Annotated in this window: 13 protein-coding genes; 10 read left to right on the forward strand and 3 right to left on the reverse strand. The window is 48.7% G+C overall.

The genetic code is table 11. The features are described 5' to 3' along the window. Nucleotides 1–2 precede the first annotated feature (2 nt). Nucleotides 3–3,317 (reverse strand): SusC/RagA family TonB-linked outer membrane protein, encoded by a 3,315-nt coding sequence (locus tag FBF61_RS05660; protein ID WP_138476238.1) that lies wholly within the window; start codon nucleotides 3,315–3,317, stop codon nucleotides 3–5. 716 nt (nucleotides 3,318–4,033) lie between these two features. On the opposite strand from FBF61_RS05660, the gene FBF61_RS05665 reads away from it, so the two are divergent. The 10 genes from FBF61_RS05665 (at nucleotide 4,034) to FBF61_RS05710 (ending at nucleotide 23,454) form a co-directional block, all read left to right on the forward strand. After that, a complete protein-coding gene (locus FBF61_RS05665; RefSeq protein ID WP_138476239.1) occupies nucleotides 4,034–5,761 on the forward strand; it encodes a 3-keto-alpha-glucoside-1,2-lyase-like domain-containing protein in 1,728 nt (575 codons plus the stop codon). Between the two features lie 42 nt (nucleotides 5,762–5,803). Further along, nucleotides 5,804–7,792 (forward strand): plastocyanin/azurin family copper-binding protein, encoded by a 1,989-nt coding sequence (locus FBF61_RS05670; protein ID WP_138476240.1) that lies wholly within the window; start codon nucleotides 5,804–5,806, stop codon nucleotides 7,790–7,792. Between the two features lie 169 nt (nucleotides 7,793–7,961). After that, the gene (locus tag FBF61_RS05675) at nucleotides 7,962–8,573 is read left to right on the forward strand and encodes an RNA polymerase sigma factor (protein WP_138476241.1); all 612 of its coding nucleotides are present in this window, start codon (nucleotides 7,962–7,964) and stop codon (nucleotides 8,571–8,573) included. Nucleotides 8,574–8,738: 165 nt separating this feature from the next. Beyond that, nucleotides 8,739–9,845 carry a FecR family protein gene (locus tag FBF61_RS05680; protein ID WP_138476242.1) on the forward strand — a complete coding sequence of 369 codons (1,107 nt, stop codon included), beginning with the start codon at nucleotides 8,739–8,741 and terminating at the stop codon, nucleotides 9,843–9,845. 248 nt (nucleotides 9,846–10,093) lie between these two features. Further along, the gene (locus FBF61_RS05685; protein ID WP_229214930.1) at nucleotides 10,094–13,555 is read left to right on the forward strand and encodes a SusC/RagA family TonB-linked outer membrane protein; all 3,462 of its coding nucleotides are present in this window, start codon (nucleotides 10,094–10,096) and stop codon (nucleotides 13,553–13,555) included. Between the two features lie 22 nt (nucleotides 13,556–13,577). Next, complete coding sequence (locus tag FBF61_RS05690; RefSeq protein ID WP_138476243.1) at nucleotides 13,578–15,110, forward strand: SusD/RagB family nutrient-binding outer membrane lipoprotein; 1,533 nt, start codon at nucleotides 13,578–13,580, stop codon at nucleotides 15,108–15,110. Between the two features lie 51 nt (nucleotides 15,111–15,161). After that, complete coding sequence (locus FBF61_RS05695) at nucleotides 15,162–16,094, forward strand: RraA family protein (RefSeq protein ID WP_138476244.1); 933 nt, start codon at nucleotides 15,162–15,164, stop codon at nucleotides 16,092–16,094. Between the two features lie 124 nt (nucleotides 16,095–16,218). Continuing rightward, nucleotides 16,219–17,703, forward strand: coding sequence for a mandelate racemase/muconate lactonizing enzyme family protein (locus tag FBF61_RS05700; RefSeq protein ID WP_138476245.1), 1,485 nt, complete (start codon nucleotides 16,219–16,221; stop codon nucleotides 17,701–17,703). Between the two features lie 117 nt (nucleotides 17,704–17,820). Next, nucleotides 17,821–20,157, forward strand: a complete 2,337-nt coding sequence (locus FBF61_RS05705; RefSeq protein WP_138476246.1) for a cation:proton antiporter — start codon at nucleotides 17,821–17,823, stop codon at nucleotides 20,155–20,157. Nucleotides 20,158–20,199: 42 nt separating this feature from the next. Further along, the gene (locus tag FBF61_RS05710; RefSeq protein WP_138476247.1) at nucleotides 20,200–23,454 is read left to right on the forward strand and encodes a cyclic nucleotide-binding domain-containing protein; all 3,255 of its coding nucleotides are present in this window, start codon (nucleotides 20,200–20,202) and stop codon (nucleotides 23,452–23,454) included. Here FBF61_RS05710 and FBF61_RS05715 read toward each other — a convergent pair. Beyond that, nucleotides 23,440–24,024 (reverse strand): HD domain-containing protein, encoded by a 585-nt coding sequence (locus FBF61_RS05715; protein ID WP_138476248.1) that lies wholly within the window; start codon nucleotides 24,022–24,024, stop codon nucleotides 23,440–23,442. The genes FBF61_RS05710 and FBF61_RS05715 overlap by 15 nt on opposite strands. After that, nucleotides 24,024–25,070, reverse strand: coding sequence for an adenylate/guanylate cyclase domain-containing protein (locus tag FBF61_RS05720; RefSeq protein ID WP_138476249.1), 1,047 nt, complete (start codon nucleotides 25,068–25,070; stop codon nucleotides 24,024–24,026). Before FBF61_RS05720 ends, FBF61_RS05715 begins: the two co-directional genes overlap by 1 nt. Between the last annotated feature and the right edge of the window lie 30 nt (nucleotides 25,071–25,100).

The raw sequence follows: 25,100 nt of genomic DNA on the forward strand, positions 1-25,100 counted from the left end.
TATTAAAGTTTGAAACTCACATTAAAGCCGTAGCTTCTGCTGGAAGGGATCGACATGGTTTCGATACCCGGCAATGCAGTTCCGCCATTGTAAGACATCGTCTCCGGATCCACGTGGGGTACTTTTGACCAAAGGAACAAATTGCGTCCTACGGCAGAAATTGTGATGTTTTTGATCGGTGAACGGCCCAGCCATTTGTTGGGAATTGAATATCCCAGCTGCGCTTCTCTCAGTTTCACAAAAGATGCATCGTACACAACACCTTCCGCAATGTTGCGGCCGCCGGTGAATGCAGTATGCCAAGCTCTTGCAGCCAGTTTCGTCTGGTTCGCACTGAAAGATCCGTCTGCATTCTGGATCACACCGTCTCCGATCACACCATTGCCCGGTTTTGAAAGATCATAACCATCTGCACGGCCTTCCAGGGTTTCAGTGATAATACCACCCTCGCGCCCAACCACTTGTGTAAGCGAATACAATTCACCTCCCTGACGTACGTCAAACAGGAAGCTCAAACGGAGATTTTTGTAGCTAAACTGGTTGGAGATACCTGCAAGCCAGTCTGGATTGTAATTTCCCATTTTCTGCAAGGTAGTAGTCGGTACCGGTCTTCCGTCCCTGTACACAACTTTACCGACATTCGCCCCGCTTGCTTCGTAGTATGGCAACGCGCTATTGGTATTTTGTACCCTTGCAAATCCAATCCCGTACATATCTCCCATTCTTTCTCCCACACGCGCCTCGATGCTTACACCTTTACTGGCCATCACGAAGTTGGAAAGGCCGTCTGAAAGTTCGAGTACCTTGCTTCTGTTCGCCGAAAAGTTAACAGCGATATTCCATTTGAAATCTTTCACTTCTACCGGCGTCACATTCAGCATGGTTTCAAAACCCCAGTTTTTGATCTCTCCCGCATTAAAATACCGCCCGTTATACCCGGTGGTCAGGGACAGAGGTATCTGCAGGATCTGGTTTTTGGTGCGGCTCTGGTAAAAAGTAAAATCAAGTCCTACCCTGTTTTTGAAAAATCTCAAGTCCGCTCCCAATTCAAATGCGGTACTGATCTCCGGTTTCAGGTTCAGGTTCGCAAGGCGGTCTGTTTCCCCGTAGATCTGTGAGCTTCCGTAAGGTGTGCTCGGATTAAATGCCTGTGTAAATGTGAAAGGATCGGTATCGTTACCCACCTGCGCCACACTTGCTCTCAGCTTGGCGAATGAAATTACCTCAGGCAGCTTTACCATGTCGGATAATACTGCGCTCAAAGCCGCCGAAGGATAGAAATACGAGTTGTTTTCAGTTCCGAACGCTTTCAGGTTTTGTGGCAATGTCAATGCGCTACTCCAGTCGTTTCTTGCAGTGATGTCCAAAAACAGATAATTGCGGAATGAAAGCGCTGCGGAACCATAGATACTATTGATACGCTTGCCGACATTAGACTGCGAAGATACCAGCGCGATCCGTGAGTTCGTCAGGTTGTAGATTCCAGGAAGGTTGAGCTGGCCGGCAGTCGATTCATCGTAGAACGAAGTCTGCCTGTTCTGGTTTCCGCCAAGGGTTACAGAGAACGACAGGTCATTGCTGATGTCTTTGTTGGCACTAAGCAGGAAATCCGAGTTTCTCTCTTCCGTATTGATTTTAACTTCACGATATTCCCCGAACGGAAAACGCTGTGTGCTGAACGCACGTTTGTATTTCCTGATCTCGTTACCCCAGTCTGTCGCTGTACGGAACTGAAGGCTCAGCCAGCTCGTAAAATCATATTTCAGAATAACGTTACCAATGATCCGGTTTACGTCCTGGCCGTTTGTGTTTTCAAACACAGTCAGGTACGGGTTGTCGTGGTAATTGTAATTCCAGCTGTACTGACGTTGATTTTCAGCTCCGTTCATCCACAAACGCTTCATGTCCGCTACATTCACAGACCTTGGCAACCAGCAGTTGAACAGGTACATGATACTCTCGGTACCGTAGCTGATCGAAGGACGGTTACCGCTAGCGCTTTTCACGTAACTGACGTAAGTTTTCGCAGAGAATTTCTTGGTAAGGTTATATCCTGCGCTTACAGAAACGGTATTTCTTTTCAAATCCGTGTTGGGCACGATACCCGTCTGATCCAGATTGGTATACGATAACCTGAAACTTCCCTGATCATTGCTGCCGACAAGGGCCACATTGTTGGTAAACGTTTTTCCAGTCTGTAAGAAGTTTTTCAGACCGTCCACATCAGGCAACCAGGGCGTAGCTGTGATGACGCTTCCGGCGGGTGCGTTCAGGTCCCCGCCTGTAAAAGGTATCACCTGGCCATTCAGCGTACGGGGAGAATTGTATTGCGGGTAGCTCTGGCCGTTGAAAGCAGGTCCCCAGCCTTCATCCGTTCCGTCGGTAAGACCGCCGCCTCCACCGTTCACGAAAGCAAAATCACCGCCGTTTCCATTTCCCTGTCCATACTTATTCTGATATTCTGGCAGTTTCAGCGCCCTTTCAAAAGTAAGGTTGCTGTTCACTTCAACGCCGATCCCCTTGTTTCCCTTACCGGACTTGGTTGTGATCAGAATAACCCCGTTGGCAGCTCTCGAACCATACAATGCCGCAGCAGCAGGTCCTTTCAGAACGCTCATCGTTTCCACATCATCGGGGTTTACCATGCTTGCACCGTTGCCAAAATCCACTTCAAGGTTGCCCGATCCAGATCCGCTGGTGATCGAGTTGCTGATCGGCACACCGTCTATCACATACAAAGGCTGGTTTTTATTCAAATCCACAGACCTTTCACCCCGGATTGTCACCCTGGACGAGCCGCCTATACCGGACGGGCTTCCGACCACAGTCACCCCCGCCACCTTACCGGCCAGCTGGTTGACGATATTTGTTTCCCGGGCTGTAACAATGCTCTCGCCTTTCAGTTCCTGCACTGCGTATCCAAGCTTGCGGACATCTTTTTTGATACCCAGAGCGGTTACTACAACTTCCTGCAACTGCCTCTGATCCAGCGCAAGCACAACATCTATCACAGACTTGCCACTGATCGTTACATCCTGAGAGACATAACCCAAAAATGAAAACGTAACTACGGTGCTGTTGCCACCTGCATTTAACTGATACTTACCGTTGGAATCCGTTACAGTCCCATTCGTAGTGCCTTTTGCTACCACGCTCACCCCTGCAAGCGGTAGATTGTCGTCACCGGAAGTCACCTGCCCGCTAATACTTTGAGCGATAGACAGTTGTGAAATGAGCAAAAATAGTCCAAGGCAGGTTAGTTTTCTACACAATTGCGAAAACAGCCTCGGACGGGCCAAGTAGACAAGTTTAGTCATGAGCTAAAAAATTGGGTTATAATTGAAAAAAGAAAATGGAATTCTAACGGCACCAGACCTGACAAACCGCAAAATTCTGCGATAATCCAATCATTCGTGTTAAGTATTTATTAACTTTCTATAAACAAATCCACCCACCTTCACCAAGCTCTAATCATAATTTTGCAAACCTGCTGTACTATCATTTTCAGGTTTTCGGAAGTCATCAGATCAGAGCTCCTCCGGAAATTTTACGGGAAGCCTGTCGCCACCGGTATGCACTATTGTGCCTAAAAATTAATCAATTGATTCGTTATTAGCATAATCGCATTGAAATTATATTCTATCAAACCCAGGCTTTTCGAGAAAATAACGTACCTGATCATGACAGAATAATATTTTATACCGGAAAAAAAACAGAGTTGCCCGTATTTAAAGTGACCGTCCGCCCACCTCTATGCCCCGCTTATTTGCTAAACGGTTCCTCTAAGCTATCCGAAAATTTGTAACCAGTGCTAACCGAAAGACATATACGTAAAAGCATAATTTCAATATTCATACACATCCGTTTGATAATTGCTGCCAGCCGTAAAATAAATGAAGAACGCTCTATCCCGAATGGAGCGGCAGCACACGCCGGATCTGACTTATAAAAATTCATAATAAATCGCGGTATATTAGAAGAAAAAAATGCGAACTTCGCTTTATAATTGTAAACAATACACTTAATATATTCCATGCATCATTTGATTCAGAAAGTCACGCTACTTTTTCTGACATGCCCGGTTATGGCAACGGGCCAGAACGTAAAAGGAAATTACACCACGCTTCCCCTTCAAGACCTCAGTTCCTTTGAAACGAGCAGTCCAAACTGGTCTGTTCAGGGCAATGTTTCGATTCATCCCACAGGTCTGGTGAAAACAAAAACGGAAGGAGGCAAAGGGATTCTGGTAGGTACGCCGGGCAACCCCATCGTTACAAAACTGAAGGCCAGTGACCTGCGGCTTTTCGTCGAATTCATGGTTTCTCCGGGGGCGGAAGGAAACGTGGTTTTGCCCGGAGGACAAAAAGTGCGGATTTCCGACAGCAGCCTCGACCAACATCCGGGTGCAAAAACGTCTGGCTATATCGGTCAGTTTCCGACCCAGAATGCGGCCAAATCGCCGGGATTATGGCAGACTATGGAACTGGCTTATGATGCTGCGGTTCCGGCGGTCGCCAATTCCGCCCGCCTGAATTCACTTTCATTGAACGGTGTGACCGTACTGGAAACGGTGTATCTGACGAATTCCAAATCCGCCGCAGACGGCCAGCCTCTGGCCCTGGAAGTGAACAAAGGAACGATCGCTTTCAGAAATCTCGGATATCAGTTGCTGGCCAGCCGCAAGCCGCTGACGCTGAACAATCTCGCTTACAAAGTCTATTCCGACAAATGGGACGCGAAGGAATACAGCAAACTGGACCACGAAGGCAAATCCGCCGTTCTGACGCAAGAAGTGACAAAGGGACTGCGCGAGTTTCATCTGGTTTATGAAGGCGATATGGATGTTACGGAAGCTGGTGAATACATCTTTACAAGTATATATTCGGGCCCGGTGCTTTCTCTGGACATCGACGGCAAAAATGTTTTGCTGACCGGCGAAAGCACTTCTCAGGAAACCCATACCGGCTCCGCAAACCTCAGCCAGGGCAACCATAAATTCAAAATACATTATTCCCGGTTTCCCTGGCGGCAGCCTGCATTGGGACTGCGTGTGGAAAAATCAGGTATAAGACCTTATGACCTGCACGTGCTTTCTTCTCTTCCGGAGCCGGAGCCCAAACCCTACATCAGCGTAACGCCCGAGATACGCCCTGAAATGGTGCGTTCATTCATCCTGCTGGATGGTGAAAAATACAAACGTACGCACTGTATTTCTGTCGGAAGCCCCGACGGCTGGAATTACACGATGGACCTCAACCGCGGCGCATTGCTGCAAGCATGGCGCGGACAGTTCGCCAACGTAACCGAAATGTGGTACGAGCGCGGAGAACCCCAGTTGCTTTTCCCGGCTGGTTTGACAGTGCCCGTTTCGGGAAAAAGCAGTTTTGCAGCGCTGGAAAACACTTCCGCAGCATGGCCGGATTCTTCCAATATCAATTTTCTCGGTTATAAACTGGATGAAAAGGGTTTTCCGGGGTTCAGATATTCAATCGCTTCAGCTACCGTGAGCGACCAGCTGGTATCCAACGACAAAGGCGTTTTCAGGACTTTCAAAGTGGAAGGCAAACCAAGCAGCCCGATTTATTCATTGCTGGCGTCTGGCAAACATATCACCGACCTCAAAAACGGATTGTATCAGATAGATGACCGCTATTACATCCAGGTAGATAAAAAGTATAAAGCGATCGTTCGCGCGTCCGGTGAAAACCAGGAAATCCTGCTGCCTGTTACGGACAATACTACTTATATGATGTTCTGGTAAAAGTGCCTGCTAACAATTACTTCAAAGATTTGAACCCAATAAATGAAAAATATCCTTTTAACTTCCCTGATTTCACTAGGCTGCCTGTCGGCCCACGCACAGTCGAAGCCCAATAAAGAAGATGACTTTTACAGGCTTGTAACCATTCCCATTCCTGAAAATATAAAGATGGAGATAGGAGGTATGTCGGTACTGCCCGACGGCCGCCTTGCAGCTTCCACCCGCCGCGGAGAAGTGTGGATGATCGGCAACCCTTACATGAAGGGTGACGGAAAACCTTCGTTCAACCGCTTTGCTTCCGGTTTGCATGAACCGCTGGGATTACTTTACCGGGGCAAGGATTTTCTGATCACACAACGGGGCGAGGTAACCCGCCTTGTTGATACCGACAATGATGGCGTTGCTGATTTGTATGAATCCTTCGCCAAATGGCCATTATCAGGTAACTACCACCAGTATTCTTACGGGCCGGTTGCGATGCCGAACGGCGAGATGCTGGTAACCCTCAACCTCGACTGGGTCGGACGTGGTGCCAGCCAGTCGAAATGGAGAGGATGGATGCTGAAACTGGGCGAAGACGGCTCACTGACTCCCTGGGCCACCGGCCTTCGTTCCCCATCGGGATTCGGTTCTTACCGAGGCGACATTTTTTACACCGAAAACCAGGGCGACTGGGTGGGCTCAGGCCGCATGACGCATCTGGAAAAAGGGGATTTCGCAGGAAACCCCGCGGGATTGAGATGGAGCAAAGAAGAAGGTTCCCCTGTGAAGCTCAGCCCGGGCGATATTCCTAACACCGGCGAGCCTTTGTACGATGTGGCCCAAAGGGTGAAAGGCCTCAAACCACCGACCGTATGGTTTCCGCACACCATCGTAGGAATTTCTACTTCAGACTTCAAAGAAGACGTGACCAACGGAGCTTTCGGGCCGTTTGCAGGACAGATGTTCGTGGGGGATCAGGGACACAGCATCATTACGCGCGTCGACCTCGAGAAGGTGAACGGCGTGTGGCAGGGAACCGTTTTCCCCTTCCGCGAAGGATTCATGTCGGGTATCATCCGTATGGCGTGGGGGCTTGATGGGTCGATGTTCGTAGGGCAGACCAGCCGCGGGTGGTCTGCAACAGGAAAAGAGGATTTTGGTATCCAGCGTCTCGTATGGACCGGAAAAATGCCTTTTGAAATGAAAACGGTGCGTTCGATGCCGGATGGTTTTGAAATCACCTTCACAAGTCCGGTCGACAAAAAAACAGCCGCCGACCAGGACTCTTACAAACTGAACAGCTTTACATACAAATACCACCAGACTTACGGTAGCCCGATCATCAACACCCGGGAAGTTCCGCTCAAAGGTATTGTGGTGTCGGAAGATGGCATGAAAGTGAGGCTTGTACTGGATCCGGCCGTCCTTCGCAAAGGATATGTGCACGAGATCAAGGCTGAGGGTATCAAAGGGACAGACGGCAATCCGTTACTGCATGTCTCCGGTTATTATACGCTGAATGAAATTGCTTCCGGCACACCTGTAAGCAGCTCACAGTTCACGACTACCGTAAAAGCAACTGCCGATCACAGCAATCATACCATGTCTGCTGAGCCTGCGAACAGCGCACCTTCCGCGAAAAGGGTTACCGAAATGCCGGCGAGCTGGACAAACGGGCCCGATCAGGTAATCACCATCGGAACGGTCCCCGGGCTCAAATTTGACATATCCGAAATACAGGTGAAAGCCGGCAGCCGTGTCAAGATCATTTTTAATAACAATGACGATATGCTGCATAACCTTGTAATCACCAAGCCAGGTACAGCGAATGCTGTTGGCGAGGCCGGGCTTAATCTGGGCTTGAAAGGATCTGAAATGAATTATGTGCCCAAAAGCAATGATGTGCTTTTTCATAGCAACATCGTCGAGCCGGAAAAATCAGAGTCCATTTACTTCGTTGCTCCGAAACAGCCCGGAACCTACCAGTACGTTTGCACATTTCCCGGCCATTACTCCCTGATGCAGGGAAAACTTAAGGTTAGCAAATAACCGTTGACCGTTGCCGAAAACTGCCAGACTCAACCAGGTCTGGCAGTTTTTTATCCATCTCTACCTCAATTTTATCATTTTATCTTTCTGACAAGGAGATCAAAAATGCAATCTGCTTTACCTAGTACAATTCTTTGATTAAATTTAATAATGTTAATAGTTAAAAGATTTGAACGAAGAACAGAACATATCAAGCTCCTCTGACATCAACGCCTACCTTTGGAGAAATTTTAAGGCCGGCGACGCAGACGCACTGGGCCAGCTTTCAAAGGTTCATTACCGCGCATTGTACAACTACGCGTCAAAATTTACCCCCGATCCTGATTTCATCCGCGATTCCATTCAGGAGCTGTTCCTTGAACTTTGGGAACGCCGTGAATTTTTATCCGAAACCGCATTCGTCAGGTCCTATCTGTTAAAGGCACTCCGCCACAAACTGATCAAAGAGAGCGTCAGGCTGAAACGTATCCAGGAACACAATCAAGTGCTCTTCGACGCTGACAATTCAGACCTCTCCATTGAATCCCACATCATTGAGGACGAGCATACCACATACCAGTCGAACCGGCTGAAACGTATCATTACGCTCCTTTCAAAACGTCAGCAGGAGATCATCTATCTGCGTTTTTACCAAAACCTGGAAAACGAGGACATCGCTCAAATCATGGGCCTGGGCCGCCAGAGTGTTTCCAACCTGTTGTACCGTACATTGAAAGAAATAAAAGAGATCTGGCATCCTGCGGAATTCTTTTGGGCACTAATGCTAATTTACTTCTGCTGAGATACTTATATCTTGACCCCATCTGCATATATCACTATTTCAAAAAATATTTTAATTTTTTTGGTTATAACGTTATGCAAATCTGACATTCATATCAGATTAGCATCATACTGAACCCTATAAAATTTCCAGGCTTATTCACGCTGCGGAAAACCCACTTTAATTATGCATAATTATCATTCATATACCGTTGAGGACCTCGCGACTGACGAAATGTTCAGGAGCTGGGTAATAGACACTACGTCAGAAAATTCGGCTTTTTGGAATCGATGGCTCAATGAAAATCCGGACAAGGCCGGTTTGATCGGTCAGGCCAGAGAGCTTGTACTGGAAGTGCATGAAATTTACAAAGACGATCTTTCACCCGAAATGATTGACTTTGAGATACAGGAGATTACCCGCCTCGCCGATTTACGGAAAAGAGAACAGCGTAACATCCTGAGCTTTTTTGCTCATCCCGTACGGCGGGCTGCCGCGGTGCTGGTGCTGGCAGGCACACTCGGCTGGATGTATTATTCCGGCCAGTCGCTGAAAACAGAAACCGCCTCGGCAGAAGCTCAGCCGACGGTTTCGATTGAGCCGATGATCGTGAAAACCAACCACACGGACAAGGATATGACGGTACTGCTCAGCGACAACAGTGTGGCCACGCTGATGAAAGGCAGCTCCATCCGTTACCCCAAAACATTCGGTGAGCGGAACCGCAGCGTGTTTCTGACTGGTGAAGCTTTTTTTGATGTTTCCAAAAACCCCCAGAAACCGTTCCTGGTTTTTACCAATGAAACGGTGACAAAAGTACTGGGCACCAGTTTCAGGGTTAAAGCTTTCGATGAAGACAACACGGTAATGGTCCTGGTGAAAACCGGTACGGTCTCGGTATATCAGAAAACGGAGTATGAAAGCCTCTCAGAGAAAACGGAACGCGAGGTTTCCGGTGTGGTATTAAAGCCCAATCAGCAGGTGGTATTTATCCGGGACCAGAACAGGCTGGAAAGAGGTGCGGTTGCGAACCCGAACCTGCTGTCTGAATCCTCGCTTCACAGGGAGCTGGTATTCGATGAAAAACCGGTAACGGAAGTATTTGAAGCGCTTGAAAACATCTACGGGATCGTGATCGTATACAACGCAGCCATCCTATCCGAATGCGTGATCAGCGCGCAGTTCAATGACGAAAACCTGAAACAGAGAATGAATGCCATTTGTCAGGCTATCGGGGCCAGCTATGATATGATCAATGGTGAGATCATTATTAACAGCAAAGGATGCAGCTGACACTTTAGCATCGAAAAAGCAGACATACTAAAATATTACATAACAAACCTAACCTGAATCGAACTACCTCTTTTAACCACTTCTTGCCTATGATTTAAACCGATACCACAGTCAATTAACAAAAACGGTCAGTGATGATTGCGCCATCACTGACCGATGCCTCCCGGAAAATCAGCAACATCTTCTTCAAGATGCCTGGGAGTGTTTGTCCTATCTTCTTCCAAATACCGAACAAAACAATCAAAAGTATGAAAAAACACCGACAATTGTCCAGGCTACTTTATCGTGCTATGAGAATATCATTATACCAATTAAGTATTGCCTTTATCTTTGCTAACATCTCTGCGGCCAGTATCGTCGATGCACAGGATATCCTGAACCAGAAGGTCACGATCCAGGTCAGTAATCAGGAAATAAAAACTGTACTTTCGCGTCTTAACAAGCTGACTCAGTTGCGCTTCACTTACAGCTCGGCACTGATCCGTTCGCAGCGGAAAGTGTCATTGAACATAGTCGACCGACCACTTGCCGACGTGCTGGATGAACTTTTCAAACCCATTAATGTCACCTATAAAATCGAAGGCAAACAAGTTGTACTGCTCAAAGGCACGGCCGCTCCGAGCAGCCTCCTCGTGCCTCAGGGCATCCGCGACGCTGCCCTGCCCGACCGCAATATCAGCGGCAAAGTTCAGGATGAAAAAGGTCAGCCGCTGCCGGGTGTAAGCATCATCGTTAAAGGAACCAAATCCGGCACAGCTTCCAACACAGAAGGCGCATTCCAGCTGAGCGTGCCCGACGCAGGAGGAACGCTGGTTTTTTCTTATGTTGGATACATGCCGCAGGAAGTTGCCCTCGGAAATCAGGCAACTTATGATATCAGCATGCAGCCCGATGTCAGGAACCTCGAAATGGTCGTCGTTACCGCATTGGGTATCAAACGTGACGCTAAAAAGCTGGGTTACTCTACCGCAACGGTAAATACAGAGGAACTTACCACCAACCGGACCACCAATCTGGGGAACAGCCTTCAGGGAAAAGTAGCTGGCCTTAATGTAACGCCTCCTGCAAGCGGTCCTGGCGGATCGACCAAAATACGTATCCGGGGCCAGTCTTCTTTCGGCGGCAACAACTCTCCATTGATCATTGTAAACGGTATACCGATCAACAATAGCAGCGTCTCTGCAGGCGGGTCTAACGGGAACGGAACCGGTAATCCCACGGGAGGTTCGTCCGATGCGGGTGATGGTCTGCAAAGCATCAACCAGGACGATATTGAATCCATGACGGTCTTGAAAGGTGCTGCAGCAGCGGCTTTGTATGGTTTTCGGGCCAAAGATGGTGCGATCATCATCACAACCAAAAGCGGCAGCAAGACTACAGGCATAGGTGTGGAAGTGAATTCGAATTTTCAGGCACAGGAAGCGCTGGACTACACGGATTTTCAGTATGAGTACGGCCAGGGAGAATTTGGCAAAAGGCCTACCACTGTCGCAGAGGCGCAGAGTTCCGGTGTTTTTGCATTTGGCGAAAAAATGGACGGAAAACCCACACCTCAGTTCGACGGAAGCACACAGCCCTATTCACCGCATAACGACCGTATCAAAAAGTTTTACCGAACCGGGACGAGCTTTACGAACTCCGTGGCGCTGTCGGGTGGAAATGAAAAAGGTAACTTCAGACTGTCATTTGCCAATACGGATGCCAACGCGATCATGCCCAATTCCGATTACCACAAAAGGATCTTTAACCTGGGGCTTAACTACAAATTCTCCAAAAAACTCTCTGCGCAGCTGAACGCCAATTATTCTAACGAATATAACCACAATCCGCCCCAGATCGGGATCCAGGATATGAATGCCAATACGACCATTTATACCCTGGCTACAAGTATCGATACAGACTGGCTTAAGAACCGCAAGGATGCCAATGGCAATGAAATGCCGCTGGCACGTTTCACAAACCGGAACAATCCTTACTGGGTTACCCTGGACCGTTTCGAAAACGTGCGTCGTGACAGGATATTCGGCAACACTTCCGTTCGCTACGATCTTACCAGCTGGTTATTTGTACAAGGCAGGATCGGTCAGGATTATTATACCCGCCCTTATAACTACAACCGCCCCACCGGAACAAGGTCTATCGGCGCCGCTGCCACCGGTTTCAACGGATATTACTATCAGGATGTAGCCACTTTCCGCGAGCGTAACCTGGATGTACTCATCGGTGCCAACCGCACGTTCGGCGACTTCGGGATCGACGTTACTCTGGGTGGAAACCAGATGCTGCAGGTGAGCGACAATGTTTCCACTGCGGTTACCAATTTCTATGTGCGGGATTTGTACACAATCGCAAACGGTCAGGTTAAAAATCCGAACTATAATTACAGCAAGAAAAAAGTAAACTCCATCTATGGAGCGGCTGAGTTTTCGTATAAGAACTTTCTGTTCCTGAACGTGACCGGCAGAAATGACTGGTTTTCCACTCTGAACCCGCAGTCGAACAGCTACCTCTATCCGTCTGTGAGCGGAAGCTTTGTGTTCAGCCAGGCATTTGCAAGTATGCCCAACTGGCTGAATTACGGCAAGCTCCGGGCGGCTTATGCAGAAGTGGGAGGCGACACGGACCCTTATTCCAATAACCTCTATTACGGTATCAACGCGAACCCTTTCAACGGAACAGCGCTTGGCAACCTGCCATCGACCGTAAGCCCGAATGCAAATCTGCGGCCGCTTAAAGTGAAGGAAACGGAACTCGGACTTGAATTCAAGATATTCGACAGCAGGCTGAACGTAGATATGTCTGTGTACAGGAAAAACACCGTTGACGAAATTCTGAACGTAGACATTTCAAATACCTCCGGATTCAGCCAGACCAAGGTGAATGTCGGCAAGCTGCAGAACAAAGGGATTGAATTTCTGGTAACAATCGTTCCCGTAAGAAATGATAACATTACCTGGGAAACCGGATTCAATGCGAGCTACAACATCAGCAAGGTACTTGAACTGGCCAACAACCAGCCCAGACTGGATGTGGGTACCGGGGAATTTTTCGGGACTGTTTCGCATGAAAAAGACATGCCCCTCGCCTCTCTCCGCGGCTTTGACTACAAAAGAGATGCGCAGGGACGTATCGTCACTTCGGCCGGACTTCCGATGCAGGGCAACCTCACCACTTTCGGCAGCGCGATACCCAAGTGGGTAGGTGCCTGGGTAAATACGGTGAATATCAAAGGAATCCGTATCGGAACCCAGATCGATTTCAAATCGGGCAACACGATCCTTTCCAACTCCAACCTGAACTTCCTGAGAGAAGGGCTTTCCAAACCTTCGCTGGTAGGCCGTGAAGGCGGTGTTTTGCTGGAAGGTGTTACCGCGGAAGGTGCGCCGAATACACAACGTGTTGAGGCCCAGCAATTTTACACAGCTTACCGCAGTACCAACATTGCCACGCCGTTTGTATACAACGGAGCGTTCATCCGCTGGCGGACTATTTCGCTGGGTTACGACCTTTCGCGTTTTGTCAGGGACAAAACCTTTATCAAAGGCCTGAACATTTCAGCAATGGTCAACAATGTATGGCTGATCAAAAAGCATATCGACAATCTTGATCCGGAAGCGCAGGTGTCTGCATCCGACAATTTGCAGGGTATTGAAACCCACACGCTTCCTACTACAAGGAGCTTTGGCCTCAATCTCAACATTAAACTGTAATCCACACCTAACTTCTAATTCAATGAAAAGAATATTCATATATCTGACGGTTTTCGGCATCGTTGCAGGCAGCAGCTCCTGTGATAAAGGGTTTGAAGAAGTAAACAAGAACCCGGTCCAGGCTACAAGCGTAGACCCCGTTTATCTGTTTTCAAATGCCCAGTTCGGGTCGGCCATTGCGACACAGAACTACCAGTTACAGATCGTACAGCAAATCAACACGCCTTACACCGGTGTTTTGGAAGGTGGTAACCACAACGCACTTTCTGATCCGAATTCCAATGCGAATTTTAATTCACTGTACTTGCAAAACGGCCCGGTTAATTTGCTGACCACGGTGCTCGCCAAAACAAAAGACGATCCGGCCCGCTCCAATCTTTATAATATGGCACGGATCTGGCGCGCATACGTATTTATGGTCTTAGTGGATACTTACGGTGATGTACCGTACTTTGAAGCCGGTAAAGCGTTCCTGGAAGGTATTAACCTGCCCAAATACGACGACCAGAAAGTGATCTACGACGATATCCTGAAAGAGCTGGAAGAAGGTACAAAAGCGCTCGACGCCACAAAGGCCATTGAAACCGGTGATCTTTTTTACAAAGGAAACATCGCACAATGGAAAAAGCTGGGCAACTCCCTGCTGCTGCGTGCCGCCATGCGTTTTTCCAAAGTGGATGTCGCCAAGGCTCAAACCTATGTTACGAAAGCAACAGACCCAGCCAACGGAGGATTGCTGAGCGCAAACTCCGACAATGCATACATTGCTTTCAACAGCACATTCAACCATCCGCTGGCCAATTATTTCCAGGGAACCGAACGCGGTAATGTGTACCTCGGCCATGCCTTTGTGGATTACCTGAAAACCACGGCTGACCCACGTTTAAGGGTTATTTCGGTAAAGTATGAAACGCCGGGCAACCCAATCGCCACCGCGGGAGCGGAAGATACCACACCGGCGAACCAGGAGGGTATGCCCTACGGATACAACGAATCTACCATTACCGGTGCCCCCGGGTTTCCCGGCAAAATAGGCTCGGCATTCAAATATTCTCAGATCAACCGCAGAACAGCAGGTAAAATTGATGCGCCCGAGTTCTTTATCACCTGGTCCCAGACACAGCTGTTACTGGCAGAAGCGGTGGTGCGCGGCTGGGCAACGGGCGATGCGAAGGCACTTTATGAATCCGCTGTTAAGGCACACATGGCTCAGATGGCGACTTATGATGTAGCTGCCACCATCGCGCCTGCCGCTCAGGAGGCGTACATTGTAGCAAATCCCTACACCCCGGCCAGGGCACTCGAGCAGATCAATACCCAGTACTGGATCTCGTCATTTCTGAACGGCTCGGAAGGATGGGCCAATTTCCGCAGAAGCGGATTCCCTATTTTACCCGTGAATACCTATCCGGGCAAAGACCCTTCCGTGAAGGATTTTATCCGCAGGCTGGTATATCCTGTACGGGAGAAATCGGTGAACCAGGTGAATTACAACGAGGCAGTTGCGCGCATGGGCGCAGACGAGCTGGGAACGCCGGTTTTTTGGGATAAATAGCATTAAAATTTGCATGCAGTTCCATATTTCAATCTTCTTAATTATTCTTCTATGCTTAAACAAAACGTGTTTACAGGGGCTTTGCTGCTAATGGCACTGGTTTCGGGCGCACAGTCCATCTCCCCTTCTCCGGATCATATCAAAGCCTACACATCCGGCTGGAAGGGCGAACGCTCGGCCGACGGACGTCCCAGGGTTTCAGATGCTATTCTGGCGAGATTAAAAAACATCTCTATGGAAGAAGCGTGGGGAGTTTTGAGAAACAAAGGGTACCATAACCAGTTTGAAGGAGACTGGCAGCTGATCCATACCGACAGTGTCATGACGGGCCGTGTCGTAACCGCCCAGTATGTACCTTCCCGCCCTGATTTGCAGGACCTGGTAAAGGAAACCGGGAAAAAGGAAGGTCGTGTTCAAACCGGTGGTACCAACTCCTGGCCTATTGATGTGCTCAAAGAAGGCGATGTGTATGTAGCCGACGGTTATGGAAAAATCGCAGACGGAACCCTGATCGGTGATAATCTTGGCAACTCCATTTATGCCAAATCGAAGCGCGGCGTTATTTTCTACGGTTCTGTGCGCGATGTGGAAGGCCTGAGCGAGATCAAAGGTTTCAACGCATGGATGAAAGGACAAGACCCTTCCTACATCCAGCAAATGATGCTCTCCAACATCAACGTGCCGATCCGCATCGGACGCGCCACGGTACTTCCCGGCGACGTGGTGCTTGCCAAGAAATACGGAACGATTTTCATCCCTGCACATCTCGCAGAAGAACTCGTTCTTACTTCGGAAGTAACTGCGCTTCGTGACGAGTTTGGTCACCTGCGCCTGCGCGAAGGAAAATATACCCCCGGCGAAATAGATACCAAATGGTCCGAAGCGATCCAGAAGGATTTTCTGAACTGGGTCAACAACTACCCGGGAAAGCTCCCGATGACGAAAAAGGAGCTGGATGATTATTTGAAAGAAAGAAATTACTAGGCAGTCGGCCACCGAAGGCTGATTATGCAAGATAGATTCCAAAAAAGCCGAAAGCTCAAAGCCCAAAGCCCAAAGCCGACTGCCCACCGCCCAAAAATAGTTTTCCACGAAAAAAAACAACCCGATGAAAAGCATTTTAAACCAACTCATTGCATCCAACAAAACGCTAGAGCAGGCCGAAAAAGAGGCTACTATTGCTGAAATAAACAATCCGGCAACCAAGGACAGCCGTCGCAACTTTCTGAGAAAAACGGCTGTCGGAGGTATCGCGCTCGGCGGGTTCATGTCTATGTCCACGGAAGATACCATCGCACAGGCTACTTCAAAAGTAAGCCGCGCTTCCAAACCATCCGAACTGAAAATCACCGACCTCCGCTATTGTATTGTTCAAAACGTTGGCCGCACGCCCATTATCCGTATCGATACTAATCAGGGAATTTACGGTCTGGGCGAAGTGCGCGACGGGGCGGATGAAAGATATGCGCTCTTCCTGAAAAGCCACTTACTGGGACAAAATCCGTGCAATGTTGAACAGCTCTTCAAGTCAATCAAGCAATTTGGCTACCACGGACGTCAGGCCGGTGGCGTATGCGGAGTGGAAATGGCGTTATGGGATCTGTGCGGAAAGGCTTACGGGGTTCCTTGCTGGCAGCTGCTGGGCGGCCGCTACCGGGATAAAGTACGGCTCTATGCGGATACCCCGGAGTCCAGTGACCTGAACGAGTTCAAGGAGAAAATCAAGTACCGCACGCAGGACCAGGGCTATACCTGGCTGAAAATGGACGTTTCTATCGGGATGCTGAAAAACAAGGAAAACAGTGTCGTAAACAATAAATTCTGGGGAGGCGGTTTCTCCCAGTGGTCCGGCGACTATTATTCTTATGCCAATACCAAACATCCTTTTACAGCGATTCAGATCACCCCGAAAGGATTGGACGAAATGGCCAAGGTGGTGGAGGATGTACGCAGTGTGATCGGTTACGAAATACCTTTGTCCACCGATCACTATGGCCACTTTGACCTGAACAATGCGATCCGTCTGGGTCGCGCCCTCGATAAATACCGGCTTGCATGGCTGGAAGATATGGTACCCTGGGAATATACCGATCAGTGGAAAACAATGACCGACGCCCTGGAAACGCCATGCCTTACCGGAGAAGATATCTACCTCAAAGAAGGTTTCAAGGCATTGATCGACAAGCGCGCCGTAGATATTGTCCATCCTGACCTCGCTTCCTCGGGCGGCCTGCTGGAAACAAAAAGGATCGGTGACTATGCAGAGGATAACGGTATCGCTATGGCGATGCACTTCGCAGGTACACCAGTGAGCTTTATGGCCAATGTGCATTGTGCTGCCGCAACCCAGAACTTCCTGGCGCTCGAACACCACTCGGTGGATGTTACCTGGTGGGAGAGCCTGGTCAAAACTACCGACGGCCGCAAGCTCATCGACAAAGGGTTCGCGCCTGTGCCGCTGGAAGCACCCGGGCTTGGCATAGAGCTCAATGAAGAAGAGGTGAAAAAACACCTGAATCCAAAAGACAAAAGCTTCTTTGCCCCTACGCCCGACTGGAACGACAAACGTTCGCACGACAGGCTCTGGAGCTAGATTCTCAATAAAGTAAGTACCAGTGAGCCCCGACTTAAAATCGGGGCTTACTGGTATAAACGCTACGAAATCTCGTCCGATTTTGGTATTTTGCGTGCATCACTCTCAAAATTGCTGATGAAAAATTTACGCAACGTACTATTTTACATTGTCACAATCGGCGCTTTTTCAGCCCTGCTATACACCTTCATGTACCAGGGCCGATTCCTCGAAAAAGCTAATATTGCCTCCGCCGCCTCAGCCCTGAACAATACCTCTTCCTGGGATCAGTTCCTGGATACCTTTGTTCACAACCTCACCCATCCGCTCGCTATCCTCTTAATGCAAATCATCACTATCATCCTCGTTGCGAGGATTTTTGGTTTTTTGTGTAAAAAAATCGGGCAGCCGACCGTTATCGGCGAAATTGCCGCCGGTATCTTCCTCGGTCCGTCATTCGCCGGAATGTATTTTCCGGAATTTTCTTCATTCATGTTTCCTACCCAGTCGCTCGGCAATCTTCAGTTCCTGAGCCAGATCGGCCTGATCCTTTTCATGTTCATCATCGGCATGGAACTCGACCTCAAAACCCTTAAAACAAAAGCACAGGAAGCAATTGTCATCAGCCACGCCAGCATCATTTTTCCGTTTGCATTAGGTGTCGGGCTGGCTTTGTACATCTACAAACAATTTGCGCCGGACGGTATCAGTTTTCTTTCATTTTCACTTTTTATAGGTATAGCACTGAGTATCACGGCATTTCCGGTGCTTGCGCGTATCGTTCAGGAAAGAGGTTTGTCCAAAACAAAGCTCGGTACTATGGTGATCACCTGCGCTGCTACCGATGATATTACCGCCTGGTGCATCCTTGCAGCCGTTATTGCGATCGTCAAAGCAGGCTCATTTATCAGTTCTATCTACACCATTATCCTGGCCGGGGCTTACGTTTTGCTGATGATGAAAGCCGTAAAACCTTTCCTGCAAAGGCTCGGCGACCATTATTCTTACAAAGAAGGTCTTACCAAACCCGTGGTGGCGGTGTTTTTCGTTGTGCTCCTGCTATCTTCTTATTGCACCGAGGTGATCGGCATTCACGCGCTTTTCGGCGCATTTATGGCCGGAGTGATTATGCCGAGCAATCAGCGTTTCAGAAACCTTTTCATCGAGAAGGTAGAGGATGTTTCCATGGTGCTGCTGCTTCCGCTCTTTTTTGTATTTACAGGATTGAGAACCCAGATCGGACTTTTGAATGACGCTTACCTCTGGCAGGTTACCGCCCTTATCACCGCGGCAGCCGTTGTTGGTAAATTTGTAGGAAGTACGGTGGCCGCGAAATTTGTAAACCAGTCCTGGCGCGACAGCCTGATCATCGGATCACTGATGAATACAAGGGGATTGATGGAGCTGGTAGTACTCAATATCGGCTATGACATCGGCGTGCTCTCTCCCGAAATATTTGCGATGATGGTGATTATGGCGCTGTTCACCACCTGCATGACAGGCCCGGCCCTCGACCTGATCGACAAATTCATGCCTGAAAAAAAACAAAACGACTTCATTTCCAGTCTGGAACCCAGCCGGTTTACGATATTGATTGCATTTGCAAGCCCTCAAGGTGGCCGTAAAATGCTCCGTATCAGCAATTTGCTGGTTGAAAAAGACGCCTCTGACACCAATGTCACTGCCCTGCATCTCTCGCCCAGCAGCTATCTCAACCAAGTCAATACAGAAGAATACCAGCACGAAACATTCCGCCCGATTCAGGAAGAAGCCCGGAAGCTCCGCCTGCCGTTTGTTTCCCTGTTCAAGCCATCCCAAAGTATCGAACATGATATCATCGAAACCGCTAATTCAGGGGAATTCGATATGCTCATGATCGGAATCGGCCGGTCGGTTTTTGAAGGGACTTTCCTGGGAAAAGTATTGGGTTTTACCAACAAAATAATCAGCCCGGAAAGGCTTTTTGATACAATAACCGGCAAAAAACGGTTTTTCCATCAGGATGTTTTCGACGAACGTACCAGCCACATTCTCAAATCTGTAAAAGTGCCGGTAGGGATCCTGATCGAAAAAGACCTTGGAAAAGCCGAGGACATATTTATCCCGATATTTTCGGAAAAAGATCATTTCCTGCTTCAACTGGCGCAAAAAATCGTTCGCACCGAATCCGTGAACATTATCATCCTCGACCCTTTCGGGTACATCGAAATGCATGCGGAGATCAAAGACACCATCCTGGAAATCGGGACAATCGCGCCGGGGCGTGTGGTGCTGCACAATGAAAAGGCACTGGAAAAGGATTTTATGCAAAAACAGGACCTGATGATCATTGGCCTCGACAGCTGGAAACAAGCTGTGGAATCGCATAGCCTGTGGCTTTCCTATTCCCCTTCCGTGCTGATCGTCAACGCTCCCCATGCTGCAAACTTTCCTGCAAGCGCAGATATGAGCATACTTGAGGCGGCCAAAATATAGGCCGCTAACCTTTTTTCCATGAGCTAAGTTAGCACCCATTTTATGATGTCATTTATCAGGAACAACAGGTTTTTCGGGAACATCAACCCGCAGACGATCCTGTTCTTCTTCCATAATTTTTTTATCAATGTCGGTACCACGCTGGTGTATGTGTCGGCCAACGTACTCCTCCTCGAAAACCATCCCGAGTATTCCCTACCCATCGCATACATCGCCGCCGCACTGACGGTGATGGTCGCCGGAAAGATATACGCGTATTTCGAACACCATCTGCTGCTCAAAAAGCTGAGCACCGGTACCATGCTTTCTTCGCTTTTTACGGTGCTGATTGTGATGGGACTGCTTTGGAGCGGCCACGGAATCGCTACTGCGATTGCCATTATGGTAGGTTACCGGGTCATTTATCTGCTCATTAACCTGGAATTCTGGGGGTTATCTGCCCTTGTTTTCGATGTCCGGCAAAGCAAGCGGCTGTTTAGCGTGATCGGGTCCGGGGATATGCCTGCCAAGGCGCTGGGTGCAGTACTGGCCGTGCTCATCCACTCTCCTTCCGTACTGATGATCCTGCTGGTGATATCGCTGGCGTTCTTTGCGCTGGCGTTTTACACTCAGCTCCTTACATTCAGATACACAGAAATTCCCAATCCGCACCATGCGCGGCCCCGCAAGGCGATTTCGTCCGATTCGGAGATTATAAGAAAGTATTTCGGGGGGAACAAACTGCTGACTTCGCTATGTCTGGGAATGGTGGCTATAGCAGCGGCTGCAACCTGGATAGAGTATCATTTTTTTGTCAATGTCAAATACAAATTCCACAGCCAGCACGATGTGATTGTGTTTGTAGGTAGTTTGTTAACAGCCACTTATGTTATTTCGACATTTGTAAAACTGATATTTTCCGGAAAAACAGTGGAGCGTTTCGGCGTGAAGATCACGCTTTACCTGCTGCCGCTCACGACCATTGCCATTTCGCTCGGACTGCTTGTTTCCTCCTATTTCCGGAAAGATGAACCCTCGCTTCTGGTATATTACTGTGTAGCCTACCTGCTTTTCGAGCTTGTGCGAAGGACAATCTTTGACCCGGTATTCCTGGTCCTTTTCCAGCCATTGTCCACCAAAACCAGATTGAAAGGACATACCCTTGCAAAAGGACTGTTCGAACCCGCGGGGATGCTGATTGCAGGGTTACTGCTGTGGATCGTCTACACCTGGAAACTCGGCGACATCAGCCTGACTTTTGACCTTTCGTTGCTTTTTGCGGTGGCCGCCCTGCTCATTTTCAGAAAAGCCTATTCACATTATATTCTGGAACTGAAAAACGCGATCAGCAAAAGATTTATCCGAAGTGGCGAAATGGCCTCCCCTGCCGAAGCATTGCCTATTATCGCCGACAATCTTAAAAGTGAAAGGAAAGAGGAAGTCCTGAATGCGATCGACTGGCTGGCTAAAAATAAAATGCCGCTATTCCTCAAAAACATTGGTTTCCTGCTCAAAAATCCGGCAATTCCCGTCCGACTGAAAACGCTGCAAACACTCGCCTCACAGGAAAAACGGGAGCTGTCGCCCTCGTTTCTGCAGTACATTGAACAGGAGCCCGATACTGCCTGCCAGACCCTGGCTGTAAGGATCGCCTGCGCTTCATCCAGATTATCCGATGAAACCATTGCACGCTTCCTCGCCCATCAGGATCTGGATATTGTAAAAGGCGCGATCATCGGCTGCTGGGAAGCCGGAAAAGCGCTGCCGCTCGTGCATGGTACCTTGCGCAAGCTGTTTCTTTCCGACAACGAAGAATTGATCCTTGCCGCCCTGGATTGTGTAAAAATAACCGGCACGCATTCCTATGAAGACGTTATTAAAAATACCCTCAAAACCGGCTCCGAAAAAGTCCGCGACCGCGCGACGGAAGTCATTGCAGCTTCCGGGTCTACGCAGCTTTTGCGCGAAATCAAGCCGTTTCTGACAGGGAATTTATCTCGGCCAACGATCATAGCTTTGGTACAATCTGGTGATGCAGGCCCCGGTATTGTCGAAGAATGGTTGAAAAACGACCCGTCCGGTGAACGTATCCGTATCTTGCTGAAAGCAGCTGAAAAGCACAAGCACGAGTTTATTTTTCAGATACTTTTTAACCTTATTAAAAATATATACCATTCAAACCTTTCTCCCCAATCGACACTTTTAAATTTCAGCGGGATCAATACCCTCACGCACCAGTCGGCGCTGAAAGCTTTATCCAATTATTCGTTATCGTCTGATTATAAAGTTACTATATCCGAATTTGTAGAGCAGGAACTGGTCCATGCCTACCAGATCCTGAACGGAACAGAGGAAAATGAAGACGACGCTTCCTGGAATAATGCACTGGATTACGAACTCGAACTGACCGGTCGGCGGTTGTTTTACCTTTTTATGGTACAATACGACAAAGATGCCGTGCAGAATGCCTGGAAGGGAATCAAGCATTCGTCCAGGGAAAAAAGGGCGAATTCGCTGGAAATGATCGAAAGCCTGCTGCCCCGCACCTTGTACCCCTCGCTGCACGCACTGTTCGAAGACATTTCGATCCAGAAAAAACGCGAGGCACTGAAACAGTTTGTAGGAAACCAGGAATCAGGCCTTACACTCGTTTCATACATACTGACGCGAAAAGAAAGGTCATTCACTCCCTGGACAATTGCCCTGGCCGTGACAAAAAGTACCCTTGATGAACTGAACCAGGCAGATGCCCGCAGCTTATCCAATCATCATTCCCGACTGATCCGGGATGCATTCCGGCAAAAAATAATTACGCTCGCCCAACACGGCGATACCCATTTTACTTATTCCGACAGCATGAAACATTCCGAAACCCCGCAGCAGATTTCCGAAATGGAAAGGGTCATCGTTTTGAAAAACACCCGCCTTTTCTCTGAAACGCCCGAAAACGTCCTCAGCTCCATTGCCCCGATCATGAAGGAGGTCAGTTACAGCGACGGGCAGGAGATATTTGCAAAAGGCAGCCTGGGCGATTCTATGTACATCATTTATGCCGGTCAGGTCGGGATTTATGATGGAGATAAGCAGCTGGCGCTTTTTGACAAAGGAGAAATTTTCGGCGAACTGGCATTGCTCGATACCGAACCCCGCTCCGCTACCACCGTGGCCGAGTCGGATATCCTCGTTTTCAGGATCGATCAGGAAGACTTTTTTGAATTGATGGAAGAGCGGGACGAAATTCTGAAAAACGTGTTACGGATACTTTGTCAGCGTATCCGTGTCCAGAACGAAAAAATGAGGCTGCTATCGGCCCACTGATTTGCTCAGGCGATCAAGATGTTGCTGTTTCAAAGCGTCCCGCTTTTTGCGGGCGGATGCTGTCCAGTATTGGTGCGTTTCCAGAAACCTGATCTGGGTCGCAATCCAGGCTGCTGGATCTTCAATCAGCCCGCGTTTTTTTAGCTCCTGAAACAATGTTTCCGCCACCGGCCAGTAATCTTCCCTGCCCAGATAATCCAGATCGGCATCACAAATAATCTGCTCCAGATGTGTCTGGGGACTTTGTGGCAATTTCGTAGCCGTGATCATGCCCACAATTTCAGCAATTTGCTCTGACTTGTATCCGAAGTCCGGCAGCACTTCCGCTGCGATCCGGCAGCTCTCGGCTTCATGCCCCTGATATGCATATAAAAACCCGCAGTCGTGGTACAGACTTGCGGTTTTAAGCAAAATAAGATCTTCGTTTTCGCTGATACCCTCTTCCTCCGCCAGCGCAGATGCCGCCTGCGCTACATCCAGGGTGTGGTGCAGGCCGTGGTAATACAGTGAATCCGCCAGGCCGGTCCGGAGCCGGTCAAGAATATATGCTTCCGCCCTTTCAAATTCCATTATTCCAGAACTTCATAAATATTCACGGTACCGGCTTTGTTTTTCAGACTTACTTCACCGATCAGATTGCACTTAAATGCCTCCTTGATAAGTAAATAGCCCGCCTCAGGTAGTACCACCTGACCCGGCTTGGCTATCGACTGCAGGCGTTGCGCGGTGTTAACGGCATCGCCTATCACGGTATAATCCAGCCGTTTCAAAGCCGCAGAACCGATATTTCCTGAAACCATTTCACCCGAATTGATACCAATCGCCACTTTGGGAAAATAACCCGACTGATCGGACAATTCTTCTTTGAAACTATTGATCTGGTTGCGCACAGCGAGGGAGGATTCAACCGCCCGGTCGAGATGATATTCGCCCCGGAAAACGGCCATAACAGCGTCTCCCATGAATTTATCAACCAGTCCGCCCTGCGCAATGATCTCTTTCACCATCACATCAAAATACTTGTTGATCAGCCTCACAACCGTGTCGGGCGGCTCCTGCTCGGAAATAGTCGTAAATCCGCACATGTCCATAAACACCACCGTAGCCTCAATATTTTCGCTCGACATCAGTGATTTTCCAAACGAATCCTGGGTCATAAACTGCAATACCGACGCGTCCACATACATCCGCAGGATATCATTTTCCCTGACGGCCCTTAATGTTTCTTTGAGCTGGGCAACGTATTTCAGGGTCTTTTCCATCGTCACTTCAAGATCCTTGAAATCAATGGGTTTCGTCAGAAAATCGAAGGCACCCCGGTTCATGGCCGTGCGGATATTATCCATGTCGCCATAAGCCGAAACAATCACGGATTTAAGCAGCGGACTTACTTCGCTCAGGTGCATCAGCAGCGTCAGTCCGTCCATTTCGGGCATATTGATATCACTCAGCACCATATCAATATCCGGATTGGCATCCAGCGTTTCGAGCGCCCTGGCACCATTTTCGGCAAAAACAAATTCATATTCCTGCTCACGGATCTGCCTTCGGAATTTCTGCTTGATCAGCAGCTGAAGGTCCGCTTCGTCATCCACAACCAGTATTTTAGATTTCATATCAGCATATTCATTTTCAGTGCCTTACAT

The organism is Dyadobacter bucti (genome assembly GCF_005869225.1).
GTDB lineage: Bacteria > Bacteroidota > Bacteroidia > Cytophagales > Spirosomataceae > Dyadobacter > Dyadobacter bucti.

Bases quoted from the DNA above. Each gene is read 5' to 3' on its own strand.
- FBF61_RS05660 (WP_138476238.1), bottom strand. From the start codon at position 3,317: ATGACTAAACTTGTCTACTTGGCCCGTCCGAGGCTGTTTTCGCAATTG.
- FBF61_RS05665 (WP_138476239.1), top strand. From the start codon at position 4,034: ATGCATCATTTGATTCAGAAAGTCACGCTACTTTTTCTGACATGCCCG.
- FBF61_RS05670 (WP_138476240.1), top strand. From the start codon at position 5,804: ATGAAAAATATCCTTTTAACTTCCCTGATTTCACTAGGCTGCCTGTCG.
- FBF61_RS05680 (WP_138476242.1), top strand. From the start codon at position 8,739: ATGCATAATTATCATTCATATACCGTTGAGGACCTCGCGACTGACGAA.
- FBF61_RS05685 (WP_229214930.1), top strand. From the start codon at position 10,094: ATGAAAAAACACCGACAATTGTCCAGGCTACTTTATCGTGCTATGAGA.
- FBF61_RS05690 (WP_138476243.1), top strand. From the start codon at position 13,578: ATGAAAAGAATATTCATATATCTGACGGTTTTCGGCATCGTTGCAGGC.
- FBF61_RS05695 (WP_138476244.1), top strand. From the start codon at position 15,162: ATGCTTAAACAAAACGTGTTTACAGGGGCTTTGCTGCTAATGGCACTG.
- FBF61_RS05700 (WP_138476245.1), top strand. From the start codon at position 16,219: ATGAAAAGCATTTTAAACCAACTCATTGCATCCAACAAAACGCTAGAG.
- FBF61_RS05705 (WP_138476246.1), top strand. From the start codon at position 17,821: ATGAAAAATTTACGCAACGTACTATTTTACATTGTCACAATCGGCGCT.
- FBF61_RS05710 (WP_138476247.1), top strand. From the start codon at position 20,200: ATGATGTCATTTATCAGGAACAACAGGTTTTTCGGGAACATCAACCCG.
- FBF61_RS05715 (WP_138476248.1), bottom strand. From the start codon at position 24,024: ATGGAATTTGAAAGGGCGGAAGCATATATTCTTGACCGGCTCCGGACC.
- FBF61_RS05720 (WP_138476249.1), bottom strand. From the start codon at position 25,070: ATGAAATCTAAAATACTGGTTGTGGATGACGAAGCGGACCTTCAGCTG.